Genomic DNA, 13,515 nt, shown 5'->3' on the forward strand with positions numbered 1-13,515 from the left:
AGGCTGGGCACGGCCTCATCTTCCAGTACAGCGGGCAGGCCTAAGCGTCCCGTTCCAGCAGTTTGCGTATGGGCGCGGGCAGCCCCAGTGCAGGCCATTCGGCGGGGCCGAACCACGCACCGGGCCGTTCATCTGAAACCAAAGACCTGGGCATGGTTTGCCCGGCCCGAAAACCTGCGATCCATGGCGACAGGTGCAAGTCCTTGTGTGTCAGCACGTGGACAAAACCTGGCAGTGGATCGAGCCTTTCCCGCAAGGAAGACGGCAAATCCGCAGTCAGCGCCTCATCACTCTCAAAAACTGGCAGGCAATAAAGCCCACCCCAGATTCCCCGGCCGGGGCGCTTTTCAAGCCAGACCGAGCCATCAGGCTTCTGCGCCCACAGCAAACTCAGCGCCTGCGCACTGCGCTTGAGCTTTCGTGTCTTCACGGGATACCTGCCGGGATCGCCGGCGGCAAAACCGCGGCACAGGTTTTGTACGGGGCATAACAGGCACTGGGGCTGGCGGCCCACGCAAATCGTGGCACCAAGATCCATCAGTCCCTGCGTATAGCGCGGCATGGTTTCGGGCAGGTCCTGCTCAGGCAGCAGCTCTGCAGCCGTGTCCCAAAGCGCCCGTTCATTGGCACTTTGAGCCAGATCAGCAGAAAAACCCAGCACCCGCGTTAGCACCCGTTTGACGTTGCCATCCAGAATCGCAACACGTTCGCCAAAACAAAACGAGGCGATGGCCGCGGCGGTTGAACGGCCTATGCCTGGCAGAGTCTGGAGCTGCTCGGCCGTCTCCGGGAATCGCCCGGCATGCAATGCCATGACGTCCTGAGCGCAGCGGTGCAGATTGCGCGCGCGACTGTAATAACCCAGCCCGCTCCACAAGCCCAGCACCTCGTCTTCGCCAGCCACAGCCAGCTCCTTGACCGTCGGGAAGCGCAGGAGAAATCGCGCGTAATAGTCCAGAACCGTTGCGACCTGGGTTTGCTGCAACATGATTTCAGACAGCCAAACGCGGTAAGGATCACGCGTGTTCTGCCAGGGAAGGCTGTTGCGTCCGTGGGAAGCCTGCCAGCGCACAATTTCCCCGGCAAATCCGGGCAACTGGCATGAGGCCGTTTGCTTCACAGCAACCGCTTTCCGCCCCGCAGGTGTCTTGGTGGATTGCGACCGCGTCAACGCTCAGGCAGCCTCGGGCACCGCGGCATTTTCTGCGGCAGCGGCGCCATCCGGCGTCCTGGACTGCGCTGAAGAGCCCATCAGATGGGAAGTCAGCTCCGTGAGCTTGTTGTCCAGCTCATCGAGCACACGCTCCTGGATGTCGATTTCAGCGATCCGCTCATCCAGACCAGACGCCGCTTGCTGGATGCGCTCGATAGCTTCAAGCCTGCGGCCGAAATTGCGCCGCCGCTCGCGCAACTGCGCATCAAGCTGCGATGCCGCTGACTTGTTCCAGAGCTCAACTTCGCCAAGGGCGGATTCGTAGACCACCCGCAAGCGCGTGGCCAGGGCACGTACCAGCCGCTCGGAAAATTCCGGCTGGGAAAGTTTCAGAACATTGCCCACACCCAGATATTGCAAATGGCTGCGCTCAATTTGCTCCAGGTCGTGCTCATAGCGGATCAGCTCCGGCTCTTTTGGCGCCTGCAGCGAAAAACTGAACTCGGCATTGAGCTGGCGAAAGGATGCAGTCAACATGGACTGGATTTCACTGCTCATGATCTGTGACTTCTGCAGTCCCTCGCGAAGGCGGGAAAAAGTCTGGCCATAAGCCTTCTTGACGCCCAGCTTGATGCCCGGCTGCTTCAGCGCATGCGTCAGCTCGGCCAGTTCTGCCTTGAGCGTCGGCGTGCTGAGCAGATTGAATACGTCACGGAGCAATTTGAGGTGGACGGAACGTACCGCGTGAATTTTCGAGCCGCTGGTGTCGAACTCAGCCTGCTCCTGCTCGATGCGGCTGCGCATGTGCTTGATGACCGAGACGTTCTTTCCTCTCAGGCCACGCAACTCAATCATCTGTTCGGCCAGATCGCGCCGGCGGATGTGCATGGCCCGCCCCGCTTCGGTCCGGAGTTCGCTGATACCGCCCGACACCGCTGTACGCAGAATTTTTTGGCGCTGTCCCATCACGCCCTGCCCCAGCGCCAGCTCGAGGGCAGGCAGGTGGCTGGCCTCCAGCAAGGCCTTGTCTCGCGTGACCTTGGCCACCAGCCCTTTTTGGGCCGATACGGGAATGACCTGGGATTCAGGCAGGCCCAGGATTTCGGCAGATGTTGCACGCTGCTTGTCGATCTGTGCCTGTACTTGTTCGGGCGTGCTTAACGCGTCCCAAAGGGTGTCGATCTTGTTGAGCACCACCAGGCGTGCATCGGTGCCATCACCGTCGGTGATCAAATGCTCGCGCCATATGGCGAGGTCGGACTTGGTGACACCGGTATCGGCGGCCAGTATGAACACCACGGCATGGGCCTGGGGGATCAGGCTCACCGTCAGTTCGGGTTCTGCGCCAATGGCATTGAGACCCGGCGTATCCAGGATGACCAGGCCCTGTTTGAGAAGCGGGTGCGCAATATTGATCAGCGCGTGGCGCCACTTGGGCACCTCTATCAGGCCGTCTGCGCCTACACGCGGGTTGTCCTCCGGGCTGCTGTCATGCCAGAAACCAAGAGAGCGGGCTTCGTCCTGGGTGACATGGCGGACTTCGGCCACTTTTTCGAGCGCCTGCGCCAATTGCGCCGGGTCATTCACGTCGAGGTCGATCCGTGTCCATTTTTCAGGTACCGCGCGCCACTCCATGAGGGCTTGCTTCTGCAGGCGCGTCTCGATGGGAAGCAGGCGCAGGCAGGGCGGCACATCCGCGTCGTAGCCCAGCTCGGTCGGGCACATGGTGGTGCGGCCAGCGCTTGCCGGCATGATGCGGCGGCCATAACCGGCAAAAAAGATCGCATTGATCAGCTCGGACTTGCCGCGCGAGAATTCGGCCACAAAGGCGACCATGACCTTGTCGGAACGTACCTGTGACTCGAGCCGCTGCAGGCGCTCCTCAACCGCTGCATCCAGCAGGTCATGGTCCTTCATCCACTCTGCAAGCAGTTTCAGGCGCAACGCGAATTCGCGCCGCCACGTGCCGTGCTGGTCAAATTGTTCGTTAAAAGACATCGGTCTACCGTAAAGTGTGTCGGTCAATATAGCATCGCAAACCCGAAAGAACCATTGGCGCGTCTACGGACTCAAGGTTTCTGGCAATTCGCACAGTAAAAAGTGGACCTTTGCCCCTGCCGGAGGGTCTTCACGGGTGCTGCGCACACCCGGCAGGGCAAGCCGGCGCGGTCATAAACCATGGCTTCCAGCTGGAAATAGCCCGATTCACCCTGTGCATTCGAAAAGTCCCTCAGGGTGCTCCCCCCCTTTGTAACAGCTTGGGCCAGTACCTGGCGGATCGCCCCGTGAAGCAAGGCCGCGCGGGGCTTGCTGATCCGGTTTGCCCGGGTGGTCGGCCGGATTCCGGCCAGGAACAGGGCTTCCGACGCATAAATATTGCCGACACCAACCACGGCCTCCCCGCCCAGCAATACCTGCTTGATCGCCGTTTGCCGCAGTTTTAGCGCCCGGTGAAAGCTTTCCGAGTCAAAAGCGTCCGTCAGCGGCTCGACGCCGAGCCGGCCAAGCAGCTTTTGGGCGGCAGGCGCGCCTTCATCGCTGGCATACACCACAGCCCCAAACCGGCGCGGGTCGTTCAGACGCAAAGTGCCCCGGCTGGTGGCCATTTCAAAGTGGTCGTGCTTGCCCAAGGCGGGGAAACCGTCGCCGAAAGCCACGCTACCGGACATTCCGAGGTGGATCAGCAGCAGCCCGTTGCTCAGATCCACCAAAAGGTACTTGCCGCGGCGGCGAACCGCCAGCACCTTCTGGCCGGCAAGCTTGTGGGGCGCGCAGCCCAGCGGCCAGCGCAGGGGCTTGCCCATCTGGACGCGCTCAATGACGGCGCCGGCGATACGGTCCGCAAAGCTCAACCGGGTGACTTCAACTTCTGGCAGCTCAGGCATGGTTTTGTAAATAAGGGCGCTACTGCATGGCGCAAGAAGACAGCGGTGGGCCAGCCGAAGATCAGGGCCGCGGCGTAAAGCGGCAGCGCAGCCGGGAAGCTTCAATTATCATGGTTCGATGAAGAAAAAAATTGGCCTTGCCATCAGCGGCCTGTGGCTGGCTGTTCCCCTGGTCCTGGCGCAGACCGAAGAACCGCTCCTGGCTGCGCCCTCAACGCTTGTCGAGGCCAAGGCCGCACAGGAAGCGACTCCATCATCGCAGCTGGATGGTGCCCTTTTTTACCAGCTGCTGGTGGGTGAAATGACCCTGCAGGAAGGCGAGCCCGCCGCAGGATTTGCGCTCATGCTGGACGCCGCCCGCAAAACCGGCGATGCGCAGCTCTACCAGCGCGCTACGGACATCGCACTGCAGTCGCGCTCTGGCGATGCCGCACTGCAGGCAGCCCAGGCCTGGAAGGCAGAGCAGCCCGCCTCGCGCGAGGCAAACCGTTATGTCCTGCAGATCCTGGTGGCATTGAACCGAATTGCCGACACGACCGAACCGCTGCAAACCGAAATCCGGCTTGCTCCGGAAATGGAACGCGCTGCGGCATTGACTGCGGTACCCCGGATTTACGCGCGTGTGCCCGACAAAAAGCTGGCCAGCACGGTGGCCGAAGAAGCGTTGGCCACCTACCTGAACAGCCCCGCCACCGCCAGCGCCGCCTGGACCACGGTGGGGCGCATGCGGCTGGCCTCCGGCGACAGCAACGGCGCGCTTGCGGCAGCCAGGCGCGCGCAGGCTGCAGGCCCGCTCTCCGAAGGCCCGGCCCTGGTCGGGCTGGAACTGATGGACCCGAAACAGCCTGAAGCAGAAAATCTGGTCCGCAAATACTTTGAAGGCAACGCCAAAGCCCTGCCTGAAGTGCGGATGGCCTATGCGCGCGCGCTGCTGGATGCCCAGCGCTACGCCGAAGCCGCCGCCCAGCTGCAAGTGGTGACCCGCGAAAAACCCGAGCTTCCCGAAGGCTGGCTGGTGCTGGGCTCCCTGCAATTGCAGGACAACCAGCTGGCACAGGCACAAACCTCGCTGGAGCGCTACGTCACCCTGGCCCAGCAGCAGACCGCCGAGGGCGAGCGCAACCGCGGCCTGGCCCAGGCCTACCTCTCGTTGTCCCAACTGGCCGAAAAACGCAAGGACTATGCGGCGGCAGAAGGCTGGCTGGCCAGGATTGAAGATTCCGCTGACCTGACCCAGGCCCAAACCCGGCGCGCCTCCATCCTTGCCAGCCAGGGCAAACTGGAAGAAGGACGCCAGCTGATCCGCAAGCTCCCCGAACGCAACGCTGCGGACGCAAGGCTGAAATTGAACGCAGAAGTAGGCCTGCTCCGTGAGTTCAAGCAGTACCAGCTGGCCCATGATGTGCTGGCGCAAGCCCTGGCAAAAAACCCCGACGAAACCGAACTGCTGTACGACCAGGCCATGATGGCTGAAAAGCTGGGTTCGATGGATGAAATGGAACGTCTGCTGCGGCGCGCCATCCAGCTCAAGCCCGACTACCACCACGCTTACAACGCCCTGGGCTATTCATTTGCGGATCGCAGCGTGCGCCTGCCGGAAGCGCGTGATCTGATTCGCAAAGCGCTCGAATATGCGCCCGCCGATCCATTCATCAAGGACAGCCTGGGCTGGGTCGAATTCCGAATGGGCAACACCTCGGAAGCCATCAAGATCTTTGAAGCCGCTTACAAAGCCAAACCCGACGCCGAAATCGCGGCCCACTTCGGCGAAGTACTCTGGACCACAGGCCAGCGTGACCGCGCCGTGGCCATCTGGAAAGAAGGCCGGCTGCTGAGTCCCGAAAACGAGACCCTGCTCGAGACGCTCAAGCGCCTGCGCGTGAAGCTGTGACGGGAATTCGCGTCCTGCCGCCTGCACTGCGTGTCCACCTGATCCGTCTGGGCCTGGTATGCGCCTGCGCTATTGCTCCTTTTTTGATAGCTGGTTGCGCTCAACCGCAAAGGCTTTCCGGCACAAATGTCTCAAAAAATGAGCTTCGGACAGGCCGTATCAGCCTGCAGGTCCAAAGCGAACCCGTGCAGTCCTTTTCGGCCAGCTTCGAGCTCAAGGGCCAACCCGAGCGCGGCGAACTCTCGCTGATCAGTCCTTTGGGCAGCGTGCTGGGGGTGCTCCGCTGGTCGCCCGGTGAAGCCGTACTCGACTCAGGCAATGGCAAGATCCAGCGGTTTTCCTCGGTGGATGAGCTGATGGCCCAGGCGACAGGTGCGGCCGTCCCGGTGACCGCGCTCTTTGCCTGGCTGCAGGGCGACAATGCCAGCGTCAGCGGCTGGTCTGCAGACCTTTCCCGTTACGCCGAAGGCCGCATCACGGCCAGCCGGGTGCAGCCGGCACCCCCAGCCGACCTGCGTGTGGTCCTTGACCAATAATTCCGGGACGGATGTCCCGGCTTCTCCGCAAGGCCTCCTGTACCTTCACCCTCCTGGCTCCTGTTGCTTTGGCACTCCCAGTTCATGACGACCCATACCGCCCCCGTCCGATACGCCGCGCAGCCGCTCCAGGCCCTGTATGACGTGCCGGCGCCTGCCAAACTGAACCTTTTCCTGCACATCACCGGACGCAGGCCCGATGGCTACCACCTGTTGCAATCCGCCTTCATGCTGATCGACTGGTGCGACACCCTTCACTTTGAGCTGCGCCCCGATGGCCGGATCACCCGGGAAGACCTTGGCCAACTCAACGAGGGCAACCCCGGCGAATCCCAGGCCTTGCCCGCCGAGGACTTGTGTGTACGGGCGGCCAGGGCGCTGCAGGCGGCTTGCGGCACGCCTTTGGGCGTCCACATTGGTCTGCAAAAAAACGTCCCTTCGCAAGCCGGCATGGGTGGGGGTTCATCCGACGCCGCCAGCTGCCTGCTGGCGCTGCAGCGGCTTTGGGGTGTGCGCCTGCCGATCCCAAAACTGCACGCCATCGCCCTGTCGCTGGGCGCCGATGTCCCCTTTTTCCTGTCCGGCGGCCACGCCTGGGTGGAAGGCATTGGTGAAAAAATCACGCCGCTCGCCTTGCCGCCAGCCCGTTTTGTGGTGGTCAAGCCTCCTGCCGGCGTCTCCACGCCACGAATTTTCAGCGCGCCGGGGCTCAAACGCGACACAGAAACTGCTACAATCCAAGGCTTTGCTGCAAATGCTGAAGGCCCTTTGAGATCGGTTGATTTCGGATTCGGCCGCAACGACTTGCAGCCGGTAGCGCAGGAGATGTGCCCGCAGATTGGCCAGTCGATCGACTGGCTGAAAACGAAACATCTTCAAGGACGCATGACCGGCTCCGGAAGTGCTGTATTTGCGCAACTGCCGCATGGCACGGATTTGACGGATCTTTCAGGTTTGCCTGATGACTGGATAGTCCGGACATGCAGCAATTTGGAGGCGCATCCTCTGGCTGGTTGGTAAAATAACCGCTCTTTGAAATGCGCTTTCAAGCGACCTAAATGGAAAAGTTTATAGGTCTGTTGTTGGCAACAACAACTGTCCTGTGTAGGGGTGTCGCCAAGCTGGTTAAGGCACCGGATTTTGATTCCGGCATTCGCAGGTTCGAATCCTTCCACCCCTGCCAAATTATTCGCCGTGGGCCGTAGCCCCGGTGTTGCGGTCCCGCCCGGAGCGGGCCCGTGTGACTCCTGACAGACCCGCGTGATGTGTATCAGCGGGTCTGTGTGTTTTTGGAAACAGGCAAGCGGCGCTCACTGCCAAGCCCCGTTGCAGCGTGTTGTCCCCGTGCGTATTTTGCTCCGATAAAAATTTCAGCCACGTTCAAGTCCTTGTAGCAGCTGGGCCCCACATGCAACCGCACCATCCCGACTTCATGGTTTTCACCGGCAATGCCAATCCGAGCATGGCCTCCGATATCGCCCAGCACCTGGGCATTTCACTGGGTGCAGCCCATGTCGGCCGCTTTTCGGATGGCGAAGTCACCGTCGAGATCCAGCAGAACGTTCGGGCCCGTGATGTGTTTGTGGTGCAGTCGACCTGCGCACCGACCAACGACAACCTGATGGAACTGCTGATCATGGTTGATGCGTTGAAACGGGCTTCGGCCGAGCGCATCGCCGCGGTGATTCCGTATTTCGGCTATGCCCGGCAAGACCGCCGCCCACGTTCGGCGCGGGTGCCGATCACAGCCAAGGTGGTGGCCAACATGCTGCAGGCAGTGGGCGTGTCGCGTGTTTTGACGATGGATCTGCATGCCGACCAGATCCAGGGCTTTTTTGATATTCCGGTCGACAACATTTATGCGTCGCCGGTGTTGCTGGGCGACCTGCGCCAGAAGAATTACACCGACCTGATGGTCGTGTCGCCCGATGTGGGCGGCGTGGTGCGCGCCCGGGCGCTGGCCAAGCAGCTGGGCTGCGACATGGCCATCATCGACAAGCGCCGCCCCAAGGCGAACGTGTCCGAAGTGATGCACGTGATCGGCGACATTGAAGGCCGCAACTGCGTGATCATGGACGACATGATCGACACGGCCGGCACGCTGGTGAAGGCGGCTGAAGTGCTGAAAGAGCGCGGCGCCAAGAAGGTTTACGCATATTGCACGCACCCGATTTTTTCGGGCCCGGCCATTGACCGCATCGCCAAGGGCGACGCACTTGATGAGGTGGTGATTACCAACACCATTCCGTTGAGCCCCAATGCCGTGGGTTGCACAAAGATTCGCCAGCTCTCCGTGGCGCCGCTGATCGCTGAAACCATTCAGCGCATCGCCAAGGGAGAGTCGGTCATGAGTTTGTTTTCGGACCAGGACAACCTGTTCTGATCTGAAGCAAAAAGTAGCTGCCCTCGCTCCATGATGTTTGTCATGAGGCAAAAGCAGCTTTTTAAACCAGAACGAGACTGGTCGCGGTCCGTTCTTTATTGGAGTTGATTATGAAATTCGTCGCTTTTGAGCGCGCAAAGCAGGGCACGGGTGCGAGCCGCCGTCTCCGCATCACCGGCCGTACGCCCGGTATTGTTTACGGTGGCACCGGTGAACCCACGCTGATCGAGCTCGATCACAACGCGTTGTTCCACGCCATCAAGAAAGAAGCGTTCCATGCTTCCATCCTCCAGATGGAACTGGCAGGCAAAGAACACAAGGTTCTGCTGCGTGACCTGCAAATGCACCCGTACAAACAGCAGATCCTGCACATCGACTTCCAGCGCGTGGAAGCCAAGACCAAGATGACCGTGAAAGTGCCCGTGCACTACAGCGGTGAAGAAGAGTCTCCAGCCGTCAAGACGGAGAACTGCCTGGTCAACCACGTGATCACCGAGTTGACCGTGTCCTGCTTCCCTGCAGACATCCCCGAATTCATCGCCGTCGACCTGAAGGGCCTGAAGAAGGGCTCGCCGCTGCACATCAAGGACATCACCCTGCCAAAGGGCGTGAAGTTCGTGGCCAAGGGCCAGGACAACCCGGTTCTGGTGTCGGTGTCTGCCGTTTCCGAAGAAGCCGAGGCCGATGCCGCAGCAGCCGCTGCAGCAGCCGCACCGGTGGATCCGAAAGCCGCTAAAGCTGCTGCCGCCAAGGAAGCCAAAGCCGGCGCCAAGGCCGACGCTGCCAAGCCTGCCGCCAAGAAGTAATTCAGCTTCCCGCACAGGCCTGAAAAGGCTCACGGCCCTTGTCCTCTTGCAGGACAAGGGCCGTTTTTCTTGGTTAGCGCTTCAATCAGAACCGCCCGCTTGCAAAGACACAAGGCCACGCACCCTAAAATTGGACAGATGGAAATCTCCAAATGATCAAATTGTTTGTCGGCCTGGGAAACCCCGGCCCCGAATACGAAGCCACCCGCCACAACGCCGGTTTCTGGTTTATTGATGCTCTCTCGCAAGAGCTGAAAGCCCCGCTAAGCCTGGACAAGAGCTACCACGGCCAGGTGGCGCGCATCACCCTCAACGGCCAGAACGTCTGGCTGCTCAAGCCGCTGACCTTCATGAATGTCTCGGGCAAATCCGTGGCGGCCCTGGCGCGCTTCTTCAAGGTCGCGCCTGAAGAGGTGTTGGTGGCGCACGACGAGATGGACATCGTGCCCGGCCAGGTCAAGCTCAAGTTCAGCGGCAGCCACGCCGGCCACAACGGCCTGCGCGATATCCATGCGCAACTGGGCACGGCCGACTATTGGCGCTTGCGCATCGGTGTGGGCCATCCGGGCGTGAAGGCCGAGGTGGTCAACTGGGTGCTGAAAAAACCTTCACAGGAGCACCGCGTGGCGATTGAAGACTGCATTGCCCGCTGCATCAAGGCCGTGCCTGAACTGCTCAAGGGCGAGATGGAAAAAGCCACGATGATGATCCACACCAGCACGCCACCGCGGCCGAAACCGCCGCGCAAAGTGGATATTGAAGATTAAGAGTCTACCGTTCCGGGTCTGCCGCGCGCAAGTTTGACGCTATGATTTTTATAGCTGCTCGCGCAGGATCCTGTTGGACTGCACCGCTATTTGTGCGCTAAATCGGCGCTTCCAAGGCCATGTCAGGCCACAAACCCTCCAACCAGGTCAATTAGCGAGCCGTGACCACCGGAATAATGGTTTGCAGCCGCTGGTATTTTTCAAACAGGGTTTCCCGCGTTTCAATGTGCTGCGGGTTGATGGGAATGCAGGCGACGGGGCAGACCTGCACGCACTGGGGCTCGTCGAAATGGCCCACGCATTCGGTGCATTTGTGCGGATCGATCTCGTAGATCTCCTTGCCCAGGTAAATCGCCTGGTTGGGGCATTCGGGTTCGCACACGTCGCAGTTGATGCACTCATCAGTGATCATCAGGGCCATGTCAGTTCCCCTTACCTGCTTTGGCCGCCTGGTGCGCCGCCGCCAGGGCAGTTGCCACGGCCGGGCTCACCATCTGGCCGACATCGCCGCCCAGCTTGCTGATCTCGCGCACCAGCGTGCTGCTGATGCATTGCAGCGGTGCGTCGGGCAGCAGAAACACGGTTTCCACCTCGGGGCGCAGTTTGCGGTTCATGGCCGCCATTTGCGCTTCGTAGTCAAAGTCGGTGATATTGCGGATTCCGCGCACCACGGCTGAAGCCTTTTGCGCTGCGCAAAAATCCATGATCAGGCCGTCAAACGGCAGCACCTTGACGCCGGCGATACCTTGAGTGGCGGCCTGCACCTGCGCCACGCGCTCGTTCAGCGTGAACAGGGTTTTCTTGTGATGGGCCGTCGCCACCGCGATGACGACCTGGTCAAAGAGCCCGGCAGCGCGGCGCACCACGTCGTCATGGCCCAGCGTAAACGGGTCAAACGTGCCGGAATAAACAGCGGTGCGGGAGGTGGCCATAGGAGGAATTATGCCCGCCCCACCCTTTTACCCGCCAATTGCCGCCCTGTAACCACGAGACAGGCAAGGCCTGGCCGGCGATTCAGCCCGCTGGCGTACCCAGAGCAGCCAGCAGGTGGAAATGCACGGCGCCGGCCTTGCCACTGCGGTGCACCTGCAAACCCAGCGGCAGCAGTTCCTCATCCGTCCAGGGTTTGGGCGCCTCCAGATAAACCACGCCGGTCGGGCCGATGGCCTGCGCTGCGGCCTTGAGCGTGGATTCGTACAGGGTGGACTCAAAAGGCGGATCAAGCAGCACCAGTTGCAGGCTGCCCGGCGCAACGCGTTTCAAGGCGCTCAGCCCGTCGCCACGCTCGATGCGGCACATGTCGGCCTTGAGCCTGGCCTGCACCGTCTTGAGCTGTTGCGCCAGCGCCGGATCCTGCTCGCACAGCAGCACGTCGGCCGCGCCGCGCGACGCGGCCTCAAAGCCCAGCGCGCCGGTGCCGGCAAACACGTCGATACAGCGCCAGCCCGTCAGGTCCTGGCCCAGCCAGTTGAAAAGGGTTTCACGCACGCGATCGGGCGTGGGACGCAGGCCCGGCTTGCTGGGCACCGGCAATTTGGTGCGTTTGTACAAGCCGCCGATGATGCGGATCTCACCCGGCGGCACGGTTTTGCGGCCCACAACCTTGCCGCTTTTGGCGCGCGGGTTCTTGGGGGTGGCGGGAGTTTGGGTAGGAACGGGCGTGTACTTCATGGTGCGGCGCCAAGGATAACAGTGACCATTTTTTCGGGCTGCAGCTTGCGTGCAAAAGCCGCCTTGACATCGGCCACCGTGACCTTGTCGACCTGCTGCGTCCAGGTATCGAGGTAGTTCAGGGGCAGATCGTTCCAGGCAATGCTCGACACGTTGTCAAGGAGCTTGCGGTTGCTGTCAATGCGCAAGGCAAAGCCGCCGACCAGGTTGTCTTTCGCCGCCTTCAGTTCGGCCTCCAGCGGGCCGTTGGCCACAAAGTCAGCCACCACTTTGCGCACCAGGTCCACGGCTTGCGCAGCCTGGTCGGGCCGGGTCTGCATGCTGATGGTGAAGGCGCCCGCGTGCAGGGCGGGGGAGAAATAACTCGATACGCCATACGTCAAGCCGCGCTTTTCACGCACTTCGCTCGTCAGGCGCGACACAAAACCGCCGCCGCCCAGGATGTAATTGCCCACCGTCAGGGCAAAGTAGTCCGGGTCCGAGCGCTTGTAGCCCGGCTGGCCAATCAGCACCTGCGTCTGCGCCGAGGCAAACGGAATGCGTTTTTCAACCGGCGCAGCCAGCGGCTCGACCTCGGCAACGGCCGGCAACGGCGGCAGGCTGGCGCAAGCCACCTGCGGCAGACGTGACAGCAATTTGGCGGCGATGGCATCAGCCTGCGCGCGCGTCACCGCGCCCACCATGCTGATGCGCGCGCGGCAAGCCGTCACGCCGGCGGCATGCGCGGCGCGCATGTCGCTCACGCTGATGCGCGCCAAGCTTTCTTCCGTGACTTCGTACCCGTAGGGATGTGTGCCGTACACAGCTGGCGTGTAGGCGCGGCCGGCAACACTGGCCGGGCGGGTATAGGACTCGCGGATCGAGGCCTGCAGGCGTGCGCGTTCGCGTTGCCACACAACTTCGGGAAAAGCCGGCTCGGCGATCTCACGCGCGGCCAGCGCAGCCGCCTTGTCCAGCAGCGCCGGGTCGGTCAGGGTGCGCAGTGAAAAGCTCAGGCGGTCGGACGTGGTGCCGGCGCCGAACTGCGCGCCCAGGTCCGCCCAGGCTTCGCTGAGGGCGTTTTCGTCAAGCGCCGGCTCGGGAACGCACAGCCCTCCACAAATAACTTCAGGCCCCAAGCCATTGCTGGCACGCACCCCTTTTTCCAGCAGGCCGGCCATCATGCTGGCCAGGCCTGCCTTATCGGCAGGGTCACGCCGGTTGCCGGCGTCCAGATCGATCTGCACGTCCAGCATCGCAATCGCCGGGCTTTCGACCAGGTAAACCTTGGCGCCATTGGGTTGCGTCCAGTGCTGGATCGGCAGTCCGGCCAGCGCCAGCGAGTGAAAAAACAAGCTAAAAAGACCTGCAACCCATACACACCTTGCGCGAGCCGCTATTGTTTTTATAGCAATCATCATGTTGTCAGCAATTCTGGATGAGT

Annotated in this window: 13 protein-coding genes and 1 tRNA gene; 7 read left to right on the forward strand and 7 right to left on the reverse strand. The window is 61.5% G+C overall.

Features of this window, described 5'->3' with window-relative positions:
* Positions 1–40: 40 nt before the first annotated feature.
* The 3 genes from mutY to mutM form a co-directional block, all read right to left on the reverse strand.
* Positions 41–1,120, reverse strand: a complete 1,080-nt coding sequence (gene mutY, locus AC1DWQ_RS02815) for an A/G-specific adenine glycosylase (protein WP_477668276.1) — start codon at positions 1,118–1,120, stop codon at positions 41–43.
* Between the two features lie 54 nt (positions 1,121–1,174).
* Complete coding sequence (locus tag AC1DWQ_RS02820) at positions 1,175–3,151, reverse strand: dynamin family protein (RefSeq protein WP_477668277.1); 1,977 nt, start codon at positions 3,149–3,151, stop codon at positions 1,175–1,177.
* A gap of 71 nt (positions 3,152–3,222) precedes the next feature.
* Entirely contained in the window at positions 3,223–4,038 is an 816-nt protein-coding gene (mutM, locus tag AC1DWQ_RS02825) for a bifunctional DNA-formamidopyrimidine glycosylase/DNA-(apurinic or apyrimidinic site) lyase (RefSeq protein ID WP_477668278.1), read from the reverse strand.
* A 118-nt stretch (positions 4,039–4,156) separates the two neighbouring features.
* Here mutM and AC1DWQ_RS02830 point away from each other — a divergent pair, with 118 nt between their 5' ends.
* From AC1DWQ_RS02830 to pth, 7 genes are all read left to right on the forward strand, one after another.
* The gene (locus AC1DWQ_RS02830) at positions 4,157–5,929 is read left to right on the forward strand and encodes a tetratricopeptide repeat protein (protein ID WP_477668279.1); all 1,773 of its coding nucleotides are present in this window, start codon (positions 4,157–4,159) and stop codon (positions 5,927–5,929) included.
* Positions 5,926–6,465: an outer membrane lipoprotein LolB gene (locus AC1DWQ_RS02835; RefSeq protein ID WP_477668280.1), complete on the forward strand. Its 540-nt coding sequence runs from the start codon at positions 5,926–5,928 to the stop codon at positions 6,463–6,465. The genes AC1DWQ_RS02830 and AC1DWQ_RS02835 overlap by 4 nt, the downstream gene beginning before the upstream one ends.
* An 84-nt stretch (positions 6,466–6,549) precedes the next feature.
* Positions 6,550–7,485, forward strand: coding sequence for a 4-(cytidine 5'-diphospho)-2-C-methyl-D-erythritol kinase (gene ispE / locus AC1DWQ_RS02840; protein WP_477668281.1), 936 nt, complete (start codon positions 6,550–6,552; stop codon positions 7,483–7,485).
* An 86-nt stretch (positions 7,486–7,571) separates the two neighbouring features.
* A tRNA-Gln gene (locus tag AC1DWQ_RS02845) sits at positions 7,572–7,648 on the forward strand.
* 225 nt (positions 7,649–7,873) lie between these two features.
* Positions 7,874–8,848 carry a ribose-phosphate pyrophosphokinase gene (locus tag AC1DWQ_RS02850; protein WP_477668282.1) on the forward strand — a complete coding sequence of 325 codons (975 nt, stop codon included), beginning with the start codon at positions 7,874–7,876 and terminating at the stop codon, positions 8,846–8,848.
* 110 nt (positions 8,849–8,958) lie between these two features.
* Entirely contained in the window at positions 8,959–9,654 is a 696-nt protein-coding gene (locus AC1DWQ_RS02855; protein WP_477668283.1) for a 50S ribosomal protein L25/general stress protein Ctc, read from the forward strand.
* Positions 9,655–9,806: 152 nt separating this feature from the next.
* Positions 9,807–10,421, forward strand: a complete 615-nt coding sequence (gene pth / locus AC1DWQ_RS02860) for an aminoacyl-tRNA hydrolase (protein WP_477668284.1) — start codon at positions 9,807–9,809, stop codon at positions 10,419–10,421.
* Positions 10,422–10,572: 151 nt separating this feature from the next.
* On the opposite strand, the gene AC1DWQ_RS02865 is transcribed toward pth, so the two are convergent.
* The 4 genes from AC1DWQ_RS02865 to AC1DWQ_RS02880 form a co-directional block, all read right to left on the reverse strand.
* Positions 10,573–10,842, reverse strand: a complete 270-nt coding sequence (locus tag AC1DWQ_RS02865; RefSeq protein WP_457282197.1) for a YfhL family 4Fe-4S dicluster ferredoxin — start codon at positions 10,840–10,842, stop codon at positions 10,573–10,575.
* Position 10,843: 1 nt separating this feature from the next.
* Positions 10,844–11,353: a pantetheine-phosphate adenylyltransferase gene (coaD, locus tag AC1DWQ_RS02870; RefSeq protein ID WP_477668285.1), complete on the reverse strand. Its 510-nt coding sequence runs from the start codon at positions 11,351–11,353 to the stop codon at positions 10,844–10,846.
* Between the two features lie 82 nt (positions 11,354–11,435).
* Positions 11,436–12,092: a 16S rRNA (guanine(966)-N(2))-methyltransferase RsmD gene (gene rsmD / locus AC1DWQ_RS02875; RefSeq protein WP_477668286.1), complete on the reverse strand. Its 657-nt coding sequence runs from the start codon at positions 12,090–12,092 to the stop codon at positions 11,436–11,438.
* Positions 12,089–13,492, reverse strand: a complete 1,404-nt coding sequence (locus tag AC1DWQ_RS02880; RefSeq protein WP_477668287.1) for a M16 family metallopeptidase — start codon at positions 13,490–13,492, stop codon at positions 12,089–12,091. Before AC1DWQ_RS02880 ends, rsmD begins: the two co-directional genes overlap by 4 nt.
* Positions 13,493–13,515 lie beyond the last annotated feature (23 nt).

This window comes from Polaromonas sp. P2_G11, assembly GCF_056403595.1.